The organism is Streptomyces sp. NPDC034086, from assembly GCF_055575515.1.
The window spans coordinates 235,955-258,058 of sequence record NZ_JBVISM010000009.1 but is presented as its reverse complement, the minus strand read 5'-3'; the positions used below and the strand labels follow the sequence as shown (position 1 = coordinate 258,058).

Here is a 22,104-nt window from a genome sequence, read left to right as displayed (position 1 = left end):
GGGGGGACCCTGTGGGAGAGTAGGACGCCGCCGAACAATCATTGTGGGAAAGCCCCGCACCTTCTGGTGCGGGGCTTTTCTGCGTTCAGGGCCCGGATCGGCGGCCGGCCGTCCCGTGCAGGGACTCCTGTAGGGTCAGGGGGCATCGATCCGACCATTTCTAGCGTCACAGTGGAGGCCCCCGGGTGGAGGTCCAGGAGACTCGGGTTCAGACCGACCGAATTTTCACCATTCCGAACATCCTGAGCATGGCTCGTCTCGTCGGCGTACCGCTGTTCCTCTGGCTCATCCTGGAGGGGTACGACGGGTGGGCGCTGGCCGTCCTGATGCTCAGCGGGATCAGTGACTACCTCGACGGAAAACTCGCGCGCCGCTGGAACCAGATCAGCAAACTGGGCCGACTGCTGGACCCCGCCGCGGACCGCCTCTACGTCCTGACCACTCTCTTCGGCCTGACCTGGCGGGAGATCCTCCCGCTGTGGCTCACCGCGGCGCTCCTCGCCCGTGAGGCGATGCTGCTGGTCATGGTGTGGATCCTGCGCCGGCACGGCTATCCGCCGCCGCAGGTGAACTTCCTCGGCAAGGCCGCGACCTTCAATCTGATGTACGCCTTCCCCCTGCTCCTGCTCAGTGACGGGACCGGCTGGTTGGCCTGGATGGCGTCCGTTTTCGGATGGGCGTTCGCCGGATGGGGTACAACTCTCTATTGGTGGGCAGGAATCCTTTACGTGGTGCAAGTCCGCCGGCTGGTCAGGGCTACCACGGCCGATTGAGCTCATTCGGCACCGGTACTGACGCGGAAGAGTTGCGGAGTATCCGCCCCGGATGAGTGAGGTCGGCTGGACCGTCATCTCTCTAGGAGGACTCTTCCGACATGAAGGCCGTCGTGATGGCCGGTGGCGAAGGTACGCGGCTTCGCCCCATGACCTCAAGCATGCCCAAGCCGCTCCTGCCGGTGGCGAACCGGCCGATCATGGAGCACGTGCTGAGGCTGCTCAAGCGGCATGGGCTCAGCGAGACCGTGGTCACGGTGCAGTTCCTGGCGTCCCTCGTCAAGAACTACTTCGGTGACGGCGAGGAGCTCGGGATGGAGCTCACCTACGCCAACGAGGAGAAGCCTCTCGGCACTGCGGGCAGCGTGAAGAACGCCGAGGAAGCCCTGAAGGACGACACCTTCCTCGTCATCTCCGGCGACGCGCTGACCGACTTCGACCTCACCGACCTCATCAATTTCCACAAGGAGAAGGGCGCACTGGTCACGGTGTGCCTGACCCGGGTGCCGAACCCGTTGGAATTCGGCATCACCATCGTGGACGAGGAAGGGAAGGTCGAGCGCTTCCTCGAGAAGCCGACGTGGGGGCAGGTGTTCTCGGACACCATCAACACCGGCATCTACGTGATGGAGCCGGAGATCTTCGACTACGTCGACCCCGACGTCTCGGTCGACTGGTCCGGTGACGTCTTCCCCCAGCTGATGAAGGAAGGCCGCCCGATCTACGGCTACGTCGCCGAGGGCTACTGGGAGGACGTCGGCACCCACGAGAGCTACGTCAAGGCGCAGGCCGACGTGCTCGAGGGCAAGGTCCAGGTGGACATGGACGGCTTCGAGATCTCGCCCGGCGTCTGGATCGCCGAAGGGGCCGAGGTCAGCCCGGACGCCGTGCTGCGCGGGCCGCTGTACGTCGGGGACTACGCCAAGGTAGAGGCCGGGGTGGAGCTCCGCGAGCACACGGTCATCGGGTCGAACGTGGTCGTGAAGAGCGGGGCCTTCCTCCACAAGGCCGTCGTCCACGACAACGTCTACATCGGCCCGCACAGCAACCTGCGCGGCTGCGTCATCGGCAAGAACACCGACATCATGCGGGCAGCCCGGATCGAGGACGGCGCCGTCATCGGTGACGAGTGCCTCGTGGGTGAAGAATCCATTGTCCAGGGCAATGTGCGCGTCTACCCGTTCAAGACGGTCGAGGCCGGCGCCTTCGTCAACACCTCCGTCATCTGGGAGTCCCGCGGCCAGGCACACCTGTTCGGTGCCCGGGGAGTCTCCGGGATCCTGAACGTGGAGATCACCCCCGAGCTGGTGGTCAAGCTGGCCGGCGCCTACGCGACGATGCTGAAGAAGGGCGCGATCGTCACCACGGCCCGTGACCACTCCCGGGGCGCCCGCGCGCTCAAGCGCGCGGTCATCTCGGCGCTCCAGGCCAGCGCCATCGACGTCCGCGACCTCGAGAACGTACCGCTGCCGGTGGCGCGCCAGCAGACGGCCCGCGGCGCGGCGGGCGGAATCATGATCAGAACCTCGCCCGGGGTGCCGGACTCCGTGGACATCATGTTCCTCGACGAGCGGGGTGCCGACCTCTCGCAGGCGCAGCAGCGCAAGCTGGACCGGGTGTACGCGCGCCAGGAGTACCGGCGTGCCTTCCCCGGGGAGATCGGTGACCTGCAGTTCCCGTCGAGCGTCTTCGACTCGTACACGGGTTCGCTGCTGCGGCGGGTGGACACCACCGGGATCGCGGACGCCGGGCTCAAGGTCGTCGTGGACGCCTCGAACGGCAGCGCGGGGCTCGTGCTGCCGAGCCTGCTCGGCCGGCTCGGCGTCGACGCCCTGACGATCAACCCGGGCCTGGACGAGTCCCGGCCGACCGAGACGCGGGAGAGCCGGCGGGCCGGTCTGGTGCGCCTCGGGGAGATCGTGGCGTCGGCGCGGGCGGCCTTCGGGGTGCGGTTCGACCCGGTGGGCGAGCGGATCTCGCTGGTGGACGAGCGCGGCCGGATCATCGAGGACGACCGGGCGCTGCTCGTGCTCCTCGACCTGGTGGCCGCCGAGAAGCGCAGCGGCAAGGTGGCCCTGCCGGTGACCACGACGCGGGTCGCCGAACAGGTGGCGGCGTACCACGGCACGCAGGTGGAGTGGACGACGACCTCGCCCGACGACCTGACCCGGGTCGGCCGTGAGGAGACGACGATCTTCGGCGGGGACGGGCGGGGCGGGTTTATCGTCCCCGAGTTCAGCTCCGTGTTCGACGGGTCGGCGGCCTTCGTGCAGCTGATCGGACTGGTGGCCCGGACGCAGCTCACCCTGAGCCAGATCGACGCCCGCATTCCGCGTGCGCACGTGCTCAAGCGGGACGTGCCCACGCCGTGGGCGACGAAGGGCCTCGTCATGCGGCGGGTCGTGGAGGCGGCGGGCGACCGCCAGGTCGACACCACCGACGGGGTGCGCGTGGTCGAGGCCGACGGACGGTGGGCGCTGGTCCTGCCGGACCCGGCGGAGGCCGTCACCCACCTGTGGGCCGAAGGCCCCGACGACGCCTCCGCCCAGGCGCTCCTCGACGAGTGGGGCGCGGTCGTGGACGGAGCCGGGCAGCACTGACGCGCGGTGCCGGCGGGCCGGGTGCGGGAGTCGTCCGCCCCGGCCCGCCGGACGCGCGCATTGGGTGAGGACGGTGCCGACATGCGACGATGTGCGGCATGTCGCAGCCGCCCAACAACCGGAGTTCGGCCACGCCGCCGGCGCGCCCGGACGCGTCCATGTCGCTGCTGACCCACGTGATGGACCACAGCCTCGACGAGGGCTATGCGGAAGCCTCGGCCCGCCGCCGGGCCGACGGTACGGCGGGGCTGCCCCGTACCCTCAGGGCCAAGCTCGGGCTCGCCGCGGGACTGGTGCTCGCCGCCATGGTCGTCACCCTCGGCGCCGCCCAGGCGCGCGTCGCGGCGCCGGTGCTGGCCAAGGAGCGCCAGGAGCTGATCGACCGGGTGCAGCGGGCCGGTGACCACGCGGACGGTCTGGAGCGCGACACGGAACGGCTGCGGACCGAGGTCGCCGACCGGCAGCGCGTGGCGCTGAAACAGCAGGTCGGCGAGCGCGGCCGGCTGGTGGAGCTGCTGGCGGGCGCAACCGAGGTGCGCGGTCCCGGCGTCAAACTGACCGTGGACGACGCCAAGGGCGCCTCGTCGGGCGGCGGTGGCGGCCCGCGCGAGAGCGCCGGGTTCTCGAACACCGGCCGGGTGCGCGACCGGGACATGCAGCGGATCGTCAACGGACTGTGGCAGGCGGGCGCGGAAGCCGTGTCGATCAACGGGCAGCGGCTGACGGCGCTGTCGGCGATCAGGGCCGCGGGTGACGCGATACTGGTCGACAACAAGCCCCTGGTGCCGCCCTACGAGGTCCTCGCGGTGGGGGACAAGAAGAAGCTCGGGACCACGTTCCAGGACTCCGTGGACGGCCAGTACCTGCACGTCCTGCAGGAGAGCTACGGGATCCGCTACACCCTGACCCCGACGGACGAGGTGCGGCTCCCGGCGGCGTCGAGCCTGACCGTCCGCTCAGCCACAGCAGAAGAGCCGAAGAAGGGTGCGTCGTGATCGCGGTACTGGGCCTCTTGGCCGGAGTGGTGGTCGGGCTTCTGGTCCGGCCCGAGGTGCCGGCCGTGGTGGAGCCTTATCTGCCGATCGCCGTGGTCGCCGCGCTCGACGCGGTGTTCGGCGGTCTGCGCGCGATGCTGGACGGCATCTTCGTCGACAAGGTCTTCGTGGTGTCGTTCCTGTCGAACGTGGTCGTGGCCGCGCTGATCGTCTTCCTGGGTGACAAGCTGGGCGTCGGCTCGCAGCTGTCGACGGGTGTGGTCGTCGTCCTCGGCATCCGGATCTTCTCCAACGCCGCGGCCATCCGCCGGCACGTCTTCCGGGCGTGAGGCCGATGAGCACGGAGAACACCCCGCCCGGCGAGCCGGAGGTCCCCGGGCAGCCCGGACCGCAGCCCCAGCAGCCCCAGCAGCCGCAACAGCGCCAGGAGCCCGGGCAGCCGCAGCAGCGGCCGCCGTCGGAACCGCCCGGGCCCCAGGAGCCCCCGCCGCGGCCCGGGCCGGCCGTGCCGGAGGAGACCGGTCGCCAGCGCCTGGCCGCCGGGCTGTGGCCGCCCCGGTTCAGCCGGGCCCAACTGATCGTCGCGCTGCTGCTGTTCGTCCTGGGTCTCGGTCTCGCGATCCAGGTCCGCTCCAACAGCGACTCCAGCGCGCCGTTGCGCGGTGCCCGCCAGGAGGACCTGGTACGGATCCTCGACGAGCTGGACGGGCGGACCCAGCGCCTGGAGGACGAGAAGCAGAGGCTGGAGGACCAGCGCAAGGAACTGCAGAGCAGCTCCAACCAGGCCGAGGAGGCTCGTCGGCAGACGGTTGAGAAGGAGCGCCAACTGGGCATCCTGGCCGGTACGGTGGCCGCACAGGGTCCGGGGATCACGTTGCGGATCACCGACGCCAAGGGGCAGGTGCGGTCCGACCAGCTGCTGGACACCCTCCAGGAGCTGCGGGCGGCCGGGGCGGAGGCGATCCAGATCAACGGGGTGCGCGTCGTGGCGGGCTCGTACTTCTCCGACGAGGCCGGCGGGGTCGGGATCGACGGTAAGAAGATCACACAGCCCTACGAGTTCAAGGTCATCGGCAAACCGCAGGATCTGGAGCCCGCGCTCAACATCCCGGGAGGTGTCGTGCAGACCATGGAGAAGGAACAGGCCACCGTTGCCGTCACACGGTCGGCGAAGATCGTTGTGGATGCCTTGCGGGCTGCGAAGCAGCCTGACTACGCTCGGTCGTCATCGTCGTGACGCGCAGCGGTGTGCGGACGGTCTCACGCGGGCCGGCGCCTGCGGGGGGTCGACGCATGGAAGTCGCCGTGCGTGGTGGAAACTGTCTGGTGGTTACGGACGTTGTCAGGATGTCCGGGTCGGCAGGTGTGTGCATGCAGAGTTCGTCCTGCCCCACGGGCGGGTCTGTTTCGGTCAAGGGGAATCGCCCGTGAAGTTGTTTGAGAAGTTGTTCGGCAAGAAGAAGAACGAGGAAAGCGGTGGCTCGCGGCATCGTGCGGGGCAGCCGGGAGCGGAGGGGCAGGGCGACAGGCCGCTCTTCCGCGACGAGGTGGCCGGCGCGGGTGACCAGGTGGGAGGCGGCGCGTCGTCCGTCGACCCGGCCGGTTCCGGACGCATAGGTTTCGGTGAACCGTCAAGCTCCAGTGCGGGTGGAGGTTTTGCCTCCGACCCCTATGCCACCAGTACCTCCGCGGGACAGCCGCGGCGCGAGGAGCCGTCCATGTCGGCCGAGCAGACGTGCGGCAGGTGCGGACACCGCAGCGACGCGGCGAGCCGTTTCTGCTCCAACTGCGGGGCGCCGCTGCGGCCGGGTCTGACGCCGGAGCGCGCTTCGGAGACCACGTCCACCATCTCGATCTCCGGCCTCGAGGCCTACGAGGCCGAGGGGTCGGGCCAGCACGCGCCGTCTTCCCTTTCCCCCGAGGCCCAGGCCGCGGTGGAGGCGCTGCCGCCCGGTTCCGCCCTGCTGATCGTGCGGCGCGGGCCCAATTCGGGCAGCCGGTTCCTGCTGGACGGCGAACTGACCACTGCGGGCCGGCACCCGCAGAGCGACATCTTCCTGGACGACATCACCGTGTCCCGCCTGCATGTCGAATTCCGCCGGAGCCCGGAGGGCGGCTTCACCGTCGCCGACGTGGGCAGCCTCAACGGCACGTACGTGAACCGCGAGCCGATCGAGTCCGTCGCCCTGCACAACGGTGACGAGGTGCAGATCGGCAAGTACCGGCTGGTCTTCTACGCGAGCCTGCGGGGCGCCTGACCCCCTCGGACACCGTCCGGGGGGAACCCCACCCCCGGACACCCTCCGGGGGGACCCAGGGAAGGTTCCATGCTGCGTACCCCGACGGGCGGTGCCCCGAAGAACGGCACCGCCGGCTCGGCCGGACAGCTGGTCAGCATCGGTACGGTGCTGACCACGCTGCGGGACGAGTTCCCCGAAGTCACGATTTCGAAGATCCGCTTCCTGGAGGCGGAGGGTCTGGTCGAGCCCCGGCGCACACCTTCCGGATACCGCAAGTTCAGCGCGGCGGACGTCGAGCGGCTCGGACGCATCCTGCGCCTGCAGCGGGACCACTACCTCCCGCTGAAGGTCATCCGGGAACAGCTCGACGCGCTCGACCGCGGAGAGCAGATCCGCATCCCCGCGCCCGCCGCGCACGGGGAGTCGGTGGATCCCGCGCAGCCCTCCGCCGGGGGCGCGGAGACCGGCGGGGAGCGGCCGACGGCGGCCCGGGTGGGCCGGGCGGAGCTGGTCGCCGCCGCCGAGGTGGACGAGGCGCAGCTCGAGGAGTGGGAGTCGTACGGGCTCGTCTGCGAGGCGCCGGGCGGCGGGTTCGACGCCGCGACCGTCACCGTGGCCCGGCTGATCGCGGATCTGGGCCGGTTCGGTCTCGAGCCCCGGCACCTGCGGGGCATGAAGGCGGCCGCCGACCGGGAGGCCGGCCTGGTGGAGCAGCTCGTCTCCCCGCTGCGCCGGCACCGCAATCCGCAGACCAGAGCCCATGCCGAGGCCACCATGAGGGAGCTGGCGGGGCTCTCCGTACGGCTCCACGAGGCCCTGGTCCAGGCCGCTCTCGGGCTGCGTCCGCACTGACGGGACGGGTCCCGGGGGAGCCCCGACTACCCAAACCTGCCGGGCAGGTCCTAGGGTTGCTGTGTGAACGAGCTCGACGTTGTGGGTGTCCGGGTGGAAATGCCCTCCAACCAACCGATCGTGCTCCTGCGTGAAGTGGGAGGCGACCGGTACCTCCCCATCTGGATCGGTCCTGGGGAGGCGACCGCCATTGCCTTCGCGCAGCAGGGCATGGCCCCTGCCCGGCCGCTGACGCACGACCTGTTCAAGGACGTGCTGGACGCGGTCGGCGAGGAGCTCACCGAGGTCCGGATCACGGATCTGCGGGAGGGCGTCTTCTACGCGGAGCTGGTCTTCGCCAGCGGGGTCGAGGTGAGCGCGAGGCCGTCGGACGCCATAGCGCTGGCTCTGCGCACGGGAACGCCGATCTACGGCAGTGACGGCGTGCTGGACGACGCCGGAATCGCCATTCCCGACGAGCAGGAGGACGAGGTGGAGAAGTTCCGCGAATTCCTCGACCAGATCTCGCCCGAGGACTTCGGAACGGGCCCCCAGTAGCCGCGCCGACGGCCGCGTCATCCACCGGGAACTGTCAGCCCATTCAAGTAGCCTTTCCCCGCAATGGGGTACGGGAAACCACTCTCAGGGTGATTATCACTCGGCGTGCCGAGTGTGGCGATCGTTGACGCACCCCTGGTCACTGCCTACCTTCGAGGTGGCAGGTCAAGGACGGAGGGTCGGCGTGAGGATCACGGGCGACGGTACGACCGGGGGCACCCCCGCGCGGAGCGATGGTGGGCCGTACCCGCTGCACGGTGGTGCGGCGGGTTCCGTGCACCGTCAGCCGGCGCCCGCGCCGGTCGGACCGGGAAACGACGGCCCGGTGTCCGAACAGGTCGGTTACCGCGGACCGACGGCGTGCGCCGCCGCGGGGATCACGTACCGGCAGCTCGACTACTGGGCGCGGACCGGGCTGGTGGAGCCGAGCGTGCGGCCCGCGTACGGTTCCGGTACCCAGCGGCTGTACAGCTTCCGCGACGTGGTCGTCCTGAAGATCGTCAAGCGCTTCCTGGACACCGGGGTGGCGCTGCAGAACATCCGCACCGCCGTGCAGCACCTGCGCGACCGGGGCTTCTCCGACCTGGACCGCATGACGCTGATGAGCGACGGCGCGACCGTGTACGAGTGCACCTCGCCGGACCAGGTCGTGAGCCTGCTCCAGGGCGGGCAGGGCGTCTTCGGCATCGCGGTCGGCGTCGTCTGGCGCGATGTGGAGAACGCCCTGGCGCAGCTGCACGGCGAGCGCGTGGACACCGGGGAGACCCTGGTCGGCCACAACCCGGCCGACGAGCTGGCCGCCCGCCGGAACCGGGCCGTCTGAGCCCGCGCCCGCGCCCCTCCGGCGGGACGCGGGCCGCGGCGACGGATACCGCGTTGTCAGTAGCATGGGGCAGCATCGGTACGGTGAGAGCCGCGCCGACCATCCTGCACCTGGACATGGACGCCTTCTACGCCTCCGTCGAGCAGGCGTCGAAGCCCAGTCTGCGCGGGAAGGCCGTCATCGTCGGAGGGCTCGGGCCGCGCGGGGTCGTGGCCACCGCCTCGTACGAGGCCAGGCGGTTCGGGGTGCACTCGGCGATGCCGACCGCGCAGGCCCGCCGGCTCTGCCCGAACGGTGCCTACCTGATCCCGCGCTTCACCCTCTACCGCGAGGTCAGCGAGCTGGTCATGGGCCTGCTCCGGGAGCTGTCGCCGCTGGTGGAGCCGCTCAGCCTCGACGAGGCCTTCGTCGACCTGGAGGCGGGCGGGGCCGCCTTCGACTCGGCGAGCGCCCGCGCCACGGGGGAGCGTCTGCGGGCGGACATCCTGGCCCTCACGGGGCTCAGCGCCTCGGTCGGGCTCGCCGGGTCCAAGATGCTGGCCAAGGTGGCCTCGGAGGAGGCCAAGCCGGACGGACTGCTGCTGATCGAGCCCGGGACCGAGCGCGAGCTCCTCGCGCCCATGTCGGTGCGCACCCTGCCGGGTGTCGGGCCGGCCACCGGGGAACACCTGCGCCGGGCCGGGATCACCACCGTGGGGGAGCTGGCCGAGGCGGGCGAGGACGAGCTGGTGCGGATGGTGGGGAGGGCGCACGGGGTGGGGCTCCACCGGATGGCGCTGGGTCTGGACGACCGGCCGGTGGTCGCCGAGCGCGACGCGAAGTCCGTGTCGGTCGAGGACACCTTCGACGTGGACCTGCACGACCGGGTACGGATCCGGAACGAGGTGCAGCGGCTCGCGGACCGCTGCGTGGGCCGGCTGCGCGGCTCAGGGCACTCGGGGCGGACGATCGTCCTGAAGGTCCGCCGGTACGACTTCTCGACCCTGACCCGCTCCGAGACGCTGCGGGGGCCCACCGACGACGCGGCCGTGGTGCGCGAGGCGGCCGCGCGGCTGCTGGAGGGCGTGGACACCACCGGCGGCGTGCGGCTGCTGGGGGTGGGGGTGACGGGGCTCGCGGACTACACCCAGGAGGACCTGTTCGCCCAGGCGCTGGCCGCCGCCGCGGAGGCGGAGGAGGCGGGCGCGGGGGCCGCAGGAGCCGGCGAGGACGCCGCGGAGTCCTCCGGGGCCGGGGAAGTCCAGGAGGAGCCGGCGGAGGCCCTGGAGGGCACCGGGGCCGCTCCCGTGCGGCACTGGGCCGCCGGGAGCGACGTACGGCACGCGGTGTACGGGCCCGGGTGGGTGCAGGGCAGCGGGGTCGGGCGGGTGACCGTACGGTTCGAGCAGCCCGGTTCGGCCCCGGGCCGGGTCCGCACCTTCCGGCTGGACGACCCGGAGCTGGAGGCTGCGGACCCGCTGCCCCTGGTGGGGGACGGCTCTTAAGGCACGTCCCCCGGGCGGGGGTGCCGGAAGTCGGAGGGGAGGGCCACGTCGAGGCCGTAGTGGTGGTAGAGCCGGAGCTCCTGTTCGGGGGAGAGGTGGCGGCCGACTCCGAAGTCGGGGGCCTCCTTGATCAGGGAGCGTTCGAAGGGCACGCGCAGGGCGTCGTCCACCACCTCGCTGGGTTCCAGGGGGACGAAGGCGTCGCGGCCGAAGAGGCCCGTCCGCACTGCGGCCCACTCCGGGACGCCGGTGGCGTCGTCGAGGTAGACCTCGTCCACGGTGCCGATCTTGGCGCCGTTGCGGTCGAACGCCTTGCGGCCGATCAGGCTGCGCGGATCGATGTCGGTCTGCACGGTCCCTCCGTACGGTCGCAGTGATGCAGAGCTCATCCGTCATGACTACAAAAGTGCATATTTGAAGAGGGGGCCACTCGAGGGAGGGTCGAGATCCTCGCTGGTAGGCTGGGTGACGGCTGTTGACCCTGTGCGGGAGAGTCCTCCGAGTGAGTACGACGGAGGCGCCGAAGGAGCAAATCCTCCCCGGAATCTCTCAGGCATACGTACCGCACGTGACGAGGCCACTCTGGAAAGCAGGGGCAGGCTCCGGACCCGCAGTACCGGTGCTTCTCCTCACCGACGGTGAAAGCCGGAGCTCTCGGGCGAACCCCGCGGCTCCGGTGAAGCTCTCAGGTTGAGATGACAGAGGGGGAGGCCGTCCGGGTGCCCGCGCCGTGGTGCCCCTCGCAGGTCATACGACCAGGAGGCCTCCGTTATGACCGCCAACCGCATTCCGCTCTCCCAGCTCGAGCGGGGCATCCCCTTCGAGCAGCGTCACATCGGCCCGGACGCCGAAGCGCAGGCGAAGATGCTCGCCCAGGTGGGCTACGGCTCCCTCGACGAGCTCACCGCCGCCGCGGTGCCGGATGTGATCAAGACCGCCGAGGCGCTGAACCTGCCCGGCGCGCGCACCGAAGCCGAGGTGCTGGCCGAGCTGCGCTCGCTCGCCGACCGCAACCAGGTGCTCTCCTCGATGATCGGTCTCGGCTACTACGGGACCTTCACCCCGCCGGTGATCCTGCGCAACGTCATGGAGAACCCGGCCTGGTACACGGCCTACACCCCGTACCAGCCGGAGATCTCGCAGGGCCGCCTCGAGGCGCTGCTGAACTTCCAGACCCTCGTCGCCGACCTGACCGGTCTGCCGACCTCCGGCGCCTCCCTGCTCGACGAGGGCACCGCGGCCGCCGAGGCCATGTCGCTGGCCCGCCGCGTGGGCAAGGTCAAGGACGGCGTCTTCCTCGTCGACGCCGACGCGCTGCCCCAGACCATCGCCGTGATCGAGACCCGCGCCGAGCCCACGGGCGTCGAGGTCGTCGTCGCCGACCTGTCCGAGGGCATCCCGGCCGAGATCGCCGAGCGCGGTGTCTTCGGCGTGCTGCTCCAGTACCCGGGCGCCTCCGGCGCCGTCCGTGACATCAAGCCGGTCATCGACCAGGCGCACGAGCTCGGCGCGATCGTCACCGTCTCCGCCGACCTGCTGGCCCTGACGCTGCTGACCTCCCCCGGCGAGCTGGGCGCGGACATCGCCGTCGGCACCACCCAGCGCTTCGGCGTCCCGATGGGCTTCGGCGGCCCGCACGCCGGCTACATGGCCGTCCAGGCCAAGCACGCCCGCTCGCTGCCCGGCCGCCTCGTCGGCGTCTCCGTGGACGCGGACGGCAACAAGGCGTACCGCCTGGCCCTGCAGACCCGCGAGCAGCACATCCGCCGCGAGAAGGCCACCAGCAACATCTGCACCGCGCAGGTGCTGCTCGCCGTCATGGCCGGGATGTACGCGGTCTACCACGGCCCGGACGGCCTGAAGACGATCGCCCGCCGCACCCACCGCTACGCCGCGCTCCTCGCCGCCGGCCTGACGGCCGGCGGGGTCGAGCTGGTCCACGGCTCCTTCTTCGACACCGTCACCGCCCGCGTGCCCGGCAAGGCCGCCGAGGTCGTCGCCGCCGCCCGCGAGGGCGGGGTCAACCTGTACCAGGCCGACGCCGACCACGTCTCGGTCGCCTGCGACGAGACCACGCGCCGCGCCGACCTCGAGGCCGTCTGGGCCGCCTTCGGCGTCACCGCGGACATCGAGGCCCTGGACGGGACCACCGCCGACGCGCTGCCCGAGGGCCTGCTGCGCTCGGACGCGTACCTCACGCACCCCGTCTTCCACCAGCACCGCTCCGAGACCGCGATGCTGCGCTACCTGCGCAAGCTCTCGGACAAGGACTACGCGCTGGACCGCGGCATGATCCCGCTGGGCTCCTGCACCATGAAGCTCAACGCGACCACCGAGATGGAGCCGGTCACCTGGCCCGAGTTCGGCCAGCTGCACCCCTTCGCCCCGGTCGAGCAGGCCCAGGGGTACCTCACGCTCATCAACGAGCTGGAGGAACGTCTCTGCGAGGTCACCGGCTACGACAAGGTCTCCATCCAGCCGAACGCCGGCTCCCAGGGCGAGCTCGCCGGCCTGCTCGCGGTCCGCGCGTACCACCGCGCGAACGGCGACGAGCAGCGCACCGTCTGTCTCATCCCGTCCTCCGCGCACGGCACCAACGCCGCCAGCGCCGTGATGGCCGGCATGAAGGTCGTCGTCGTCAAGACCGCCGACGACGGCGAGGTGGACGCGGACGACCTGCGCGCCAAGATCGAGCAGTACCGTGACGAGCTCTCCGTGCTGATGATCACCTACCCGTCGACGCACGGTGTGTTCGAGGAGCACGTCGCCGACATCTGCGCCCAGGTGCACGAGGCCGGCGGCCAGGTGTACGTGGACGGCGCGAACCTGAACGCCCTGGTGGGCCTCGCCAAGCCGGGTCACTTCGGCGGTGACGTCTCGCACCTGAACCTGCACAAGACCTTCTGCATCCCGCACGGCGGCGGCGGCCCGGGCGTCGGCCCGGTCGGTGTCCGGGCCCACCTGGCCCCGTACCTGCCCAACCACCCGCTCCAGCCGGCCGCCGGCCCGGAGACGGGCGTCGGCCCGATCTCGGCCGCGCCGTGGGGTTCCGCGGGCATCCTGCCGATCTCCTGGTCGTACGTCCGCCTGATGGGCGGCGAGGGCCTCAAGCGCGCCACCCAGGTGGCGGTGCTCGGCGCCAACTACATCGCCAAGCGCCTGGAGCACCACTACCCGGTGCTCTACACCGGTCCGGGCGACCTGGTCGCGCACGAGTGCATCATCGACCTCCGCCCGCTGTCGAAGGCCACGGGCGTGAGCGTCGACGACATCGCCAAGCGCCTGATCGACTACGGTTTCCACGCGCCGACCATGTCCTTCCCGGTGGCCGGCACGCTGATGATCGAGCCGACGGAGTCCGAGGACCTCGTCGAGATCGACCGCTTCTGCGACGCGATGATCGCCATCCGTGCCGAGATCGAGCGGGTCGCGGGCGGTGAGTGGCCGGTGGACGACAACCCGCTGGCCAACGCCCCGCACACCGCCGCGGCGCTGGGCGGCGAGTGGAACCACCCGTACACCCGCGACGAGGCCGTCTTCCCCGGGGGCGTCTCCGCCGCCGAGAAGTACTGGCCGCCGGTGCGCCGGATCGACGGCGCCTTCGGCGACCGGAACCTGGTGTGCTCCTGCCCGCCGCTGGACGAGTACGACCACTGACACGGCGGCCGTCCCGTCGCTGACGGGTCGGTGACACGGTGAAGGGGCCGGTCCCCGGAGCATGGGGCTCCGGGGACCGGCCCCTTCTTCTCGTCGTCCGTTCTTCGTCCGTGCGTCCCTCGCCGCGCGGTCAGGCCCCGTGCTAGGCCACCGCGAGCGGGCGGTGCGGAGCGATGATCTGGCCGTCCGGCAGCAGCTCACCGGTGTCCTCGAAGAGCAGGACGCCGTTGCACAGCAGGCTCCAGCCCTGTTCCGGGTGGTTGGCCACCGGGCGCGCGGCCTCCCGGTCGGCGGATTCTGATGACGGGCAGGCAGGCTGGTGCTGGCACATGGATGGGTTCTTTCGCTGCGGTGTGGTCTGTTCGCTACGGCTCGATGCGTGGTTCATGGCCGTCCCCCTGGGTCGTCCCCGCACCTGCGGGGAGGATGTCCTCAGTGTTGCCCCAGGACGGCTGCTTCGCAGGTATTTCCCGGCAGCTGTCCTCTTGGAATGAGGACGCATCACCCGTGCGGGCGGTTCACGCCAACTCCCCTGTCATTTCGGGTGGTTCGCATTGGCCCGAGCGGACTAGGCCGAATGGGTCACCCGGGTCAAGCCGCCGGGGCCGCCAGGGTGGGCGGGGCCGGCGGGGCCGCCCGGGTCAGCCGGTGGGTCAGTACGGGCAGCAGCTCCGAAACGGGATGCGGCCGGAAGGGGGCGATCCCGGGCGGCGCCGGGGCCAGCGGGACCAGCAGGTCGGCGGCGGCGGGGAGGCCGGCGGCGGCGTCGGCGCCCACCGCCCCGTGCAGCCACAGGGTCAGCATGTACAGCTCGGGCACGGACAGCAGCCGGGGCTGGTAGGCCTTGCCGAGCGACTCCGCCTGGCGCAGGGCGCGTTCGGTGGCGGCGACGTAGGGGCCCTCGAAGAAATGGGAGAAGACCCAGCCGTCCGGGGTCAGGCGGGTGTCGGCCGCCGCGATGAAGCGGTCGCCGCTGCGGATCAGGAACCGCCAGCCGGTGAGCCGGGTGCGGGGCGGGCGGCCGGCGGCCGTGTGGCCGGACACGCCCAGCCGGTCGAGCACGTGGACCGGAAGCGCGAGTTCGGCGGTCATCGGGCCCTGGACCGAGCGCAGGGCGGGGGTGTGCGCCTCGTGGACGGCGGTGGGGGAACCGAGTGCCGCGAGGACGCTGCGCAGGGCGGGCGCGGGAGCCGGGGGGACATGCAGCGGCATGGTGGGTCGCCTCTCACTTGGGAGACCGGTGGTACGGGGGAAAGTGCGGACGGAGCTGTCGCATTCTGGGGTCAGAGGTGGGCTTTGGGGCAATGGCCGCGCGCCCACTCTCTGCCTCGTTTGCGGAGTTTATACGACATGTGTTCACGCAGTGTTTCGGCTAGCCGTCCCGCCTATTGCCGGCAAGGCGTCTTCCGGTCCCGCTGTCATGGTATTCATGCCGGTTGCGCGTGAACAGACCGCGCTGACCTGGAAGGTTACCGGAAAGGCGCTCGGCTGGAAAGCTTCGGTAATCCGCAACCGGCAAACCCCAGGGGGAATTTGCGTCCGGTGGGTTGCCAGGCGAATGTGCCGGAGCGCCCATCTGGCCATACCGGCGCACGCTCCCCGCCAAGCCCCCGCCCTCGCGTTATGGATCACGGGGCTTGGGCATCATCGACCGTAACGCGCGCCCGGGTGCACTGGGCCCGGCCACTCGAGGAGGGACGCTTCGATGGGGGAGAAGGTCGTGGCAGGCGGATTCGACCTGTCCGATCGGCATCGGTATCGGAGGAAGCTTCACGAGTGCCTGGAGGGGCTGGAGCGGCTTCTGGCGGAGAAGAGGTTCGATCGTCCCAAGAACATGATGGGGCTGGAGATAGAACTGAATCTCGCCGGTTCCGACGGTATGCCGCGCATGGTGAATGCGCAGGTGCTGGAGCGGATTGCGAGCCCCGATTTCCAGACGGAACTCGGAATGTTCAACCTGGAGGTGAACGTACTCCCGCACCGGCTCGAAGCGCGGGTATTCGACCAGCTCGCCGAGGAACTGAGCGCCGGACTGAACTACGCCCACCGCCAGGCCGTGGAGATCGACGCGGGCGTCGTGATGATCGGGATCCTGCCCACGATCTCCCGCGCGGACCTGGCCCTGGCCAACCTCTCGGCGGTGGACCGCTACTCCCTGCTCAACGAGCAGATCCTGATGATGCGGGGAGAGGACTTCCGGCTCGACATCGACGGCGTCGAGCGGCTGACCTGGAGCACCGGGTCCATCGTGCCGGAAGCCGCCTGCACCTCCGTGCAGCTGCACCTCCAGGTCACCCCGGCCCGCTTCGCCGACGTGTGGAACGCGGCGCAGGCGGTGACCGCCGTACAGATAGCGGTGGGGGCCAACTCGCCGTTCCTGTTCGGCCGGGAACTGTGGCGCGAGTCGCGCCCGCCGCTGTTCACGCAGGCCACGGACACCCGGCCGCCCGAGCTCCAGGCACAGGGGGTACGGCCAAGGACCTGGTTCGGGGAGCGCTGGGTGGACTCGGTGTACGAGCTCTTCGCCGAGAACGTCCGCTACTTCCCCTCCCTGCTGCCGATCTGCGACGAGGAGGAACCGCTGCGGGTGCTCGCCGAGGGCGGGGTGCCGAGCCTCCAGGAACTGGTGCTGCACAACGGCACGGTCTACCGGTGGAACCGGCCCGTCTACGGCGTCGCCGACGGGGTTCCGCACCTGAGGGTGGAGAACCGGGTCCTGCCCGCCGGGCCCACCGTCGCCGACGTCGTCGCCAACGCCGCCTTCTACTACGGGCTCGTACGGACCCTCGCGGACGAGCAGCGCCCCGTGTGGACCCGGATGTCCTTCGCGGAGGCGGAGGCCAACTTCGACGCCGCCTGCCGGTACGGGATCGACGCCCGGATCCGCTGGCCGCGCCGCGGCCGGGCCGGCGGACTGGTGAGCGTACCCGCGGTGCGGCTGGTGCTGGACGAGCTGCTGCCGATGGCCGCGGCCGGGCTGGACGCCTGGGGCATCGAGCCCGCCGACCGGGACCTCTACCTGGGGATCATCGAGGAGCGGTGCCGGCGCCGGGTCAACGGGGCGACCTGGCAGGTGGACACGTACCACCGCGCGCTCGCGGGCGGCCTGGAACGCGACGCGGCCCTGGCGGCCACCACCCGGCGCTACAGCGAGCTGATGCACAAGGGGGACCCCGTGCACACCTGGCCCGTGGGCCTGGAGGAGCAGGAGGTGGACGCCACGGCCGCGGTCCGCCGCTGACCGGCCGGCCCGCGGCCCGCCCCGTCCGCCCGCCGCTGCCTCCCTCCCGCCGGCCCCCGCCAGCCCCCGAGGAGGCAGTATGGGGTGGTGGTCGGAACGGGACGGGAGTCAGGCGTGCGGGTCGAGCCGGAGCCGGTGGTCGTGGAACTGCGCGAGGACGGGCGCCGGGTCCTGCGCCACGAGACCCTGCTCGTGCTCGCGCTGTCGCTGGGCGCGAGCGGGGTCTCGGCGCTGATCAGCTTCGTGGGTTCGCTGACGAAACCGGGCGGGCTCAAGGACCAGGCGGCCACCCTCAACGGCTCCTACGCGCCCGGACGGCCCTGGCTGGACCTGGCCTGGCAGCTGTTCGGGATCGGGACGGCGCTGGTGCCCGTGCTGCTCGTCGCGCACCTGCTGACCCGCGAGGGCGCGCCCGGGCTCAGGGCGCTCGGCTTCGACCGCACCCGCCCCGGCCCGGATCTGGCCCGGGGCGCGCTCGTCGCCGCCGTCATCGGCAGCGCCGGGCTGGCCTTCTACCTGGCGGCCCGGGCCTCCGGCCTCAACCTGACGGTGGTGCCGGAGGCCCTGCCCGAGGTGTGGTGGAAGTTCCCGGTGCTGATCCTCTCCGCGGTGCAGAACTCCGTGGTGGAGGAGGTCATCGTGCTGGCGTACCTGCTGCGCCGGCTCGACCGGCTCGGCTGGTCGCCGACGGCCGCGCTGCTCGCCAGCTCGGTGCTGCGCGGCTCGTACCACCTCTACCAGGGCATCGGCGGGTTCATCGGCAACATGGTGATGGGCGTCGTCTTCGTCCTCGCCTACCGGCGCTGGGGCCGGGTCGGCCCGCTGGTCGTCGCGCACGCCCTGCTCGACGTCGTCGCCTTCGGCGGGTACGCGCTGCTCGCGGGCAAGGTGGGCTGGTTGCCGACGCCGTAGGCCGTCTCGTGCGGATCCTGCCTGACCCGCCCTAGCCGGCTTCGGGGGCGGTGAGGAGTTCGCCGTCGATCACGGTGACGGCGCGCCCCGTCAGGAGCGTGCGGTCACCCGCGAGCCGCACCCGCACCAGGCCCGTGCGGGCCCCGCCCTGGAGGCCGGTCATCTCGGTGCGGCCCAGGCGTGCCGCCCAGAACGGGGCGAGGGCGGTGTGGGCGCTGCCCGTCACCGGGTCCTCGTCGACGCCGACGGCGGGGAAGAACCCGCGCGAGACGAAGTCGTAGCCGCGGGAGGGGTCCTCGGCCGGTGCGGTGACGATCACCCCGCGGCGCGCGTAGGCGCGCAGGGCCGCGTGGTCGGGCGCGAGTTCGCGTACGGTGCGCTCGTCGGCCAGCTCCACCAGCAGGTCGCCGATGTGCTCGGCGGTGTCGTGGACCGACTTCGCCTCGGCGCCGAGGGCCCGGTCCACCTCGGGGACCGGTGCGAGCGGGGTCAGGGACGAGGTCGGGAAGTCCAGAGTGACCGTGCCGTCCGCGGCGACCTCCGCCGTGAGGATCCCGCAGCGCGCGCTGAAACGGACCGGACCCCGGGCGAGGCCGGCGGCGGCGATGACGTGCGCGGCCGCCAGGGTCGCGTGGCCGCACATGTCGACCTCGGCCGCCGGGGTGAACCAGCGCAGCGCCCAGTCGGCGTCGCCGCCGGGCGGCAGGGGGCGGGCGAAGGCGGTCTCGGAGAGGTTCACCTCGGCGGCGACCCGCTGGAGCCAGCTGTCCGGCGGGAAGCCGCCGTCGAGGAGCAGGACCCCGGCGGGGTTCCCCCCGAAGGGACGGTCGGTGAAGGCGTCGACGATTCGAATGCGCATGGGCCGACCGTAGGGGGGTCCCGCGATCGCGGACAAAGGCCAATGCGCGGTGACTGGACTGGTCGGGTGTCCTGTCCCGCTGAAGGGCTGACCGGTGCCTTCCGCGATCAGCGCAGGCGTGTGAGTCGCAACCGGGCTTCGCTGCGGACGCCGGGGTCTGCGTCCGCTGCCAGCGTCCGAAGGTGCGCGATCATCCCGGCCCCGTCCTGTCCGGTCGCCCAGCGCGGGTCACCGTCCAGTTCGGCGGCGAGCTGATCGGCGGTTCCCTGATCAGAGGCCACCGCACGGGCAGCGAGCACCGCACGCAGGCCGGCCGGATCTCTCCGGGCCAAGAGGGCCGCCGCGGTGTCCGACGTCACCCCGGTGTCCTGGGCGTCCAGCAACAGACGGTGCAGGACACCGGCGACGCCCTCGATCTGCGGGGCTGCCGCCAGACGCCGCCCCGCGGCGGCCCTCACCGACCAGGCCGGCGATCCGGCCGCGGCGACCGCGTCGCGAAGCCCCTGCTCGGTGAAGTCGTCCATGCCACCAGGCTGCCAGGCACCTCTCGCTCACGCTTCGCCGGGACCCCACCGCGGCGGTCAACCAGTGGGGCGGGCGGCCGGACGGGGCGAGTGTCGGCGACAGGTTCCGATATATCGTTGACGCATCGCGATGGATCAGTGATAGTGGAGGAGTCGACACGACGACTGGCATGACGGACATGGCAGCGATGACGAAAGGAGCGCAGTGATGCGTTCACACGGACACCACGACCACGGACACGACCACGGACGGGGTCACGGCCACTGCGGGCCGGACCGTCGGGAGGAGTTCAGGGGGCTGCGCGCCGCCTTCGGCCCGTTCGGGCCGCCCTTCGGCGGCGGGCCCTTCGGCGGGCGGGGCGGACGCGGCGGGCCGCGCGGGCGGGCCAGGCGGGGCGACGTGCGCGCCTCGATCCTGGCGCTGCTCGCCGACCGGCCGATGCACGGCTACGAGATGATCCGGGAGATCGGCGAGCGCAGCGGCGGGGCGTGGAAGCCCAGTCCGGGCTCGGTCTACCCGACCCTGCAACTGCTCGAGGACGAGGGGTTGATCACCAGCGTGAGCGAGGGCGGCAAGAAGCTGTTCACGCTCACCGAAACCGGCCGGACCGAGGCCGGGTCGGGGCCTGAGGCCCCCTGGGCGGACGCCGGCCGCGGCCCCGACTTCGAGGCGATGCACCAGGTCCGCACCGCCGCCGGCGGCCTGATGGAGGCCTTCGGCCAGGTCTTCAAGACCGGGTCGCCCGAGCAGCGGGAGAAGGCCCTCGCGGTCGTCAACGACGCCCGCAGGAAGCTGTACCTGATCCTGGCCGACGAGCACTGATCCGTACGGGTCCCGGCCGGGACCCGAGGGGGCACGCTCCGCGTGGTGCACGCGGGGCGCGCCCCCGCGTTCGTCGGGGTCAGGCGACCAGGGCGGCCAGCTTGCGCAGCGACTCGTTCAGTGCGGCCGTCGCGGAGTCCTTGAGCCTGCCCGCCATCAGTGAAACGGCGGCGCCCGTGAACTCGCCGTCGATGCGGACCCTGGTGGCCGCGCCGTCGGCGGTCAGGGTGTAGCGGGTGAGTACGGCGACGCCCATGGGGCCCTTGCCGGTGACCGCGAGGACGCGCTGCTCCTCCAGCTCCGAGACCGTCCACAGGACCTCGGCGGGAAATCCCATCATCTTCATGTTCTCGGTGAAGGTGGAGCCGACCGCGAGCGTCTCGGGGCCGCCCTTCGGGAAGTCGGTGTGGGTCATGCTCCACTGCCCGTACGCGTCCCAGTCCGTCAGCTGGGCCCAGAGCTTCGCGGCGGGCGCCTCGATGCGTGATTCCGCGGTGACTTCAGCCATGCGTCCACCCCTTCTCGTCGGGTACGTGCGGCGGAAGGTAGCCCCGGGGTGCGGAACATACAAGCCTGACGGCCCGTCAGGTTCCGGCGGGCCCGGCGGGCCGCGTCTCGGGTGTGTCTCAACAGGCGTCTCGCGCGTGACGCTCCTGTCCTGCCCTGCCATGATGGGCCGATGCAAGCGTCAGGGAAGAACGCCGGACTGGGCCTGGCCCTCGTGTCGGCATGTGCGTTCGGCGGTTCCGGTGTCGCGGCGAAGCCGCTGATCGAGGCGGGTCTCGACCCGCTGCACATGGTGTGGCTCAGGGTGGCCGGGGCGGCGCTGGTGCTGTCCCCGCTGGCCTGGCGGCACCGCTCCCTGGTGCGGCGCAAGCCCCTGCTGCTGGCCGGCTTCGGGCTGGTCGCCGTCGCGGGCGTCCAGGCCTTCTACTTCGCCTCCCTGTCGCGGATCCCGGTGGGCGTGGCCCTGCTGCTGGAGTACCTGGGCCCCGCCCTGCTGCTCGGCTACATACGTTTCGTGCAGCGCAAGCCGGTGACCCGGGCGGCCGCGGCCGGGGCGGCGGTGGCCGTCGTCGGGCTGGCGTGCGTGGTCGAGATCTGGGCGGGGCTGCGGCTGGACCTGTTCGGGGTGCTGCTCGGTCTCGCGGCGGCCTGCTGCCAGGCCTTCTACTTCGTCTTCGCGGACCAGGGCGCCGACGCGGAGGACGCGCCGGACCCGATGGGCGTCATCGCGCACGGCATGATCGTCGGCGCCCTGGTGATGACCGTGATCGCCCGGCCCTGGCGGATGGACTGGCAGGTGCTCGGCGGGTACGCCGCGATGGGTGACCTGCGGGTACCGGCACTGGCGCTGCTGGGCTGGGTGGTGCTGGTCGCCACCGTCTTCGCGTACCTGACGGGCGTGGTCTCGGTGCGCAGGCTGTCGCCGCAGGTCGCCGGTGTGGTCGCCTGTCTCGAGGCGGTCGTCGCGACCGTACTGGCCTGGGTGCTGCTCGGGGAGCGGCTCTCGGGGCCGCAGGTCCTGGGCGGCGCGCTGGTGCTCGGCGGCGCGTTCATCGCGCAGTCCTCGCGGCGGGCGCCGGTCGTCGCGCACGAGGCGCCGCTGCCCCTGCCGGACCGGGAGCCGACGAGCGCGTAGGAGCCCCTCGGGCGCCGGGCCCGCGGGCTCGACGCGGGCCGGCGCGCCGGGCCCCGGGCCCGTCGGCGACGCCCCGCGGACGCCGGCCGGGCTGGTCCGCGCGTCGGGCGACGGCGTAGGGTGCTGACCATGCCTTCGACCG

General features: G+C 71.5%; 21 protein-coding genes and 1 riboswitch. Of the genes, 15 read left to right on the top strand and 6 right to left on the bottom strand.

Going from position 1 to position 22,104, the window contains the following annotated elements:
- Nucleotides 1–185 precede the first annotated feature (185 nt).
- The 10 genes from ACZ514_RS21905 to ACZ514_RS21860 all read left to right on the top strand — a co-directional run bounded on the left by ACZ514_RS21905 (nt 186) and on the right by ACZ514_RS21860 (nt 10,304).
- Entirely contained in the window at nt 186–773 is a 588-nt protein-coding gene (locus tag ACZ514_RS21905) for a CDP-alcohol phosphatidyltransferase family protein (protein WP_468165397.1), read from the top strand.
- Nucleotides 774–874: 101 nt separating this feature from the next.
- Nucleotides 875–3,373, top strand: a complete 2,499-nt coding sequence (locus ACZ514_RS21900; protein WP_468165399.1) for a sugar phosphate nucleotidyltransferase — start codon at nt 875–877, stop codon at nt 3,371–3,373.
- An 89-nt stretch (nt 3,374–3,462) separates the two neighbouring features.
- Complete coding sequence (locus tag ACZ514_RS21895; RefSeq protein WP_469125428.1) at nt 3,463–4,368, top strand: DUF881 domain-containing protein; 906 nt, start codon at nt 3,463–3,465, stop codon at nt 4,366–4,368.
- A complete protein-coding gene (locus ACZ514_RS21890) occupies nt 4,365–4,697 on the top strand; it encodes a small basic family protein (RefSeq protein WP_007262894.1) in 333 nt (110 codons plus the stop codon). The genes ACZ514_RS21895 and ACZ514_RS21890 overlap by 4 nt, the downstream gene beginning before the upstream one ends.
- Before the next feature lie 5 nt (nt 4,698–4,702).
- Nucleotides 4,703–5,605, top strand: a complete 903-nt coding sequence (locus ACZ514_RS21885; RefSeq protein WP_468165403.1) for a DUF881 domain-containing protein — start codon at nt 4,703–4,705, stop codon at nt 5,603–5,605.
- 130 nt (nt 5,606–5,735) lie between these two features.
- A complete protein-coding gene (locus ACZ514_RS21880; protein ID WP_468165405.1) occupies nt 5,736–6,626 on the top strand; it encodes an FHA domain-containing protein in 891 nt (296 codons plus the stop codon).
- 69 nt (nt 6,627–6,695) lie between these two features.
- Nucleotides 6,696–7,460 carry a transcriptional regulator FtsR gene (gene ftsR, locus ACZ514_RS21875; RefSeq protein ID WP_469125427.1) on the top strand — a complete coding sequence of 255 codons (765 nt, stop codon included), beginning with the start codon at nt 6,696–6,698 and terminating at the stop codon, nt 7,458–7,460.
- A gap of 63 nt (nt 7,461–7,523) precedes the next feature.
- A complete protein-coding gene (locus ACZ514_RS21870) occupies nt 7,524–7,997 on the top strand; it encodes a bifunctional nuclease family protein (RefSeq protein WP_467893545.1) in 474 nt (157 codons plus the stop codon).
- Nucleotides 7,998–8,181: 184 nt separating this feature from the next.
- Nucleotides 8,182–8,820, top strand: coding sequence for a MerR family transcriptional regulator (locus ACZ514_RS21865; protein WP_469125426.1), 639 nt, complete (start codon nt 8,182–8,184; stop codon nt 8,818–8,820).
- An 83-nt stretch (nt 8,821–8,903) separates the two neighbouring features.
- A complete protein-coding gene (locus tag ACZ514_RS21860) occupies nt 8,904–10,304 on the top strand; it encodes a DNA polymerase IV (RefSeq protein WP_468165411.1) in 1,401 nt (466 codons plus the stop codon).
- Here ACZ514_RS21860 and ACZ514_RS21855 read toward each other — a convergent pair.
- Nucleotides 10,301–10,657 carry a PRC-barrel domain-containing protein gene (locus ACZ514_RS21855; RefSeq protein ID WP_468165413.1) on the bottom strand — a complete coding sequence of 119 codons (357 nt, stop codon included), beginning with the start codon at nt 10,655–10,657 and terminating at the stop codon, nt 10,301–10,303. The two genes, ACZ514_RS21860 and ACZ514_RS21855, sit on opposite strands and share 4 nt — an antisense overlap.
- Nucleotides 10,658–10,780: 123 nt before the next feature.
- Nucleotides 10,781–10,879: riboswitch (glycine riboswitch) on the top strand.
- Nucleotides 10,880–11,075: 196 nt separating this feature from the next.
- Between ACZ514_RS21855 and gcvP the strand changes: the two genes are divergently transcribed.
- Nucleotides 11,076–13,961 (top strand): aminomethyl-transferring glycine dehydrogenase, encoded by a 2,886-nt coding sequence (gcvP, locus tag ACZ514_RS21850; RefSeq protein ID WP_468165415.1) that lies wholly within the window; start codon nt 11,076–11,078, stop codon nt 13,959–13,961.
- 142 nt (nt 13,962–14,103) lie between these two features.
- Here gcvP and ACZ514_RS21845 read toward each other — a convergent pair whose 3' ends face one another.
- Nucleotides 14,104–14,292 (bottom strand): DUF5999 family protein, encoded by a 189-nt coding sequence (locus ACZ514_RS21845; protein WP_030236602.1) that lies wholly within the window; start codon nt 14,290–14,292, stop codon nt 14,104–14,106.
- Between the two features lie 260 nt (nt 14,293–14,552).
- Nucleotides 14,553–15,173 carry a hypothetical protein gene (locus ACZ514_RS21840; protein WP_468165417.1) on the bottom strand — a complete coding sequence of 207 codons (621 nt, stop codon included), beginning with the start codon at nt 15,171–15,173 and terminating at the stop codon, nt 14,553–14,555.
- A 493-nt stretch (nt 15,174–15,666) separates the two neighbouring features.
- On the opposite strand from ACZ514_RS21840, the gene ACZ514_RS21835 reads away from it, so the two are divergent.
- On the top strand, nt 15,667–17,202 hold the full coding sequence (locus ACZ514_RS21835; protein ID WP_468165419.1) for a glutamate-cysteine ligase family protein: 1,536 nt from the start codon (nt 15,667–15,669) through the stop codon (nt 17,200–17,202).
- Nucleotides 17,203–17,316: 114 nt separating this feature from the next.
- Nucleotides 17,317–18,114 carry a CPBP family intramembrane glutamic endopeptidase gene (locus tag ACZ514_RS21830; protein ID WP_469125425.1) on the top strand — a complete coding sequence of 266 codons (798 nt, stop codon included), beginning with the start codon at nt 17,317–17,319 and terminating at the stop codon, nt 18,112–18,114.
- 31 nt (nt 18,115–18,145) lie between these two features.
- Here ACZ514_RS21830 and ACZ514_RS21825 read toward each other — a convergent pair whose 3' ends face one another.
- Nucleotides 18,146–18,973: a PhzF family phenazine biosynthesis protein gene (locus ACZ514_RS21825; protein ID WP_469125424.1), complete on the bottom strand. Its 828-nt coding sequence runs from the start codon at nt 18,971–18,973 to the stop codon at nt 18,146–18,148.
- Nucleotides 18,974–19,080: 107 nt separating this feature from the next.
- The gene (locus ACZ514_RS21820) at nt 19,081–19,497 is read right to left on the bottom strand and encodes a hypothetical protein (RefSeq protein ID WP_469125423.1); all 417 of its coding nucleotides are present in this window, start codon (nt 19,495–19,497) and stop codon (nt 19,081–19,083) included.
- 208 nt (nt 19,498–19,705) lie between these two features.
- On the opposite strand from ACZ514_RS21820, the gene ACZ514_RS21815 reads away from it, so the two are divergent.
- Nucleotides 19,706–20,320: a PadR family transcriptional regulator gene (locus tag ACZ514_RS21815; RefSeq protein ID WP_468165427.1), complete on the top strand. Its 615-nt coding sequence runs from the start codon at nt 19,706–19,708 to the stop codon at nt 20,318–20,320.
- Between the two features lie 79 nt (nt 20,321–20,399).
- Here ACZ514_RS21815 and ACZ514_RS21810 read toward each other — a convergent pair whose 3' ends face one another.
- Complete coding sequence (locus ACZ514_RS21810; RefSeq protein WP_468165429.1) at nt 20,400–20,828, bottom strand: type II toxin-antitoxin system Rv0910 family toxin; 429 nt, start codon at nt 20,826–20,828, stop codon at nt 20,400–20,402.
- Between the two features lie 171 nt (nt 20,829–20,999).
- Here ACZ514_RS21810 and ACZ514_RS21805 point away from each other — a divergent pair, with 171 nt between their 5' ends.
- Nucleotides 21,000–21,962 carry an EamA family transporter gene (locus ACZ514_RS21805; RefSeq protein ID WP_468165431.1) on the top strand — a complete coding sequence of 321 codons (963 nt, stop codon included), beginning with the start codon at nt 21,000–21,002 and terminating at the stop codon, nt 21,960–21,962.
- Nucleotides 21,963–22,104: the final 142 nt, after the last annotated feature.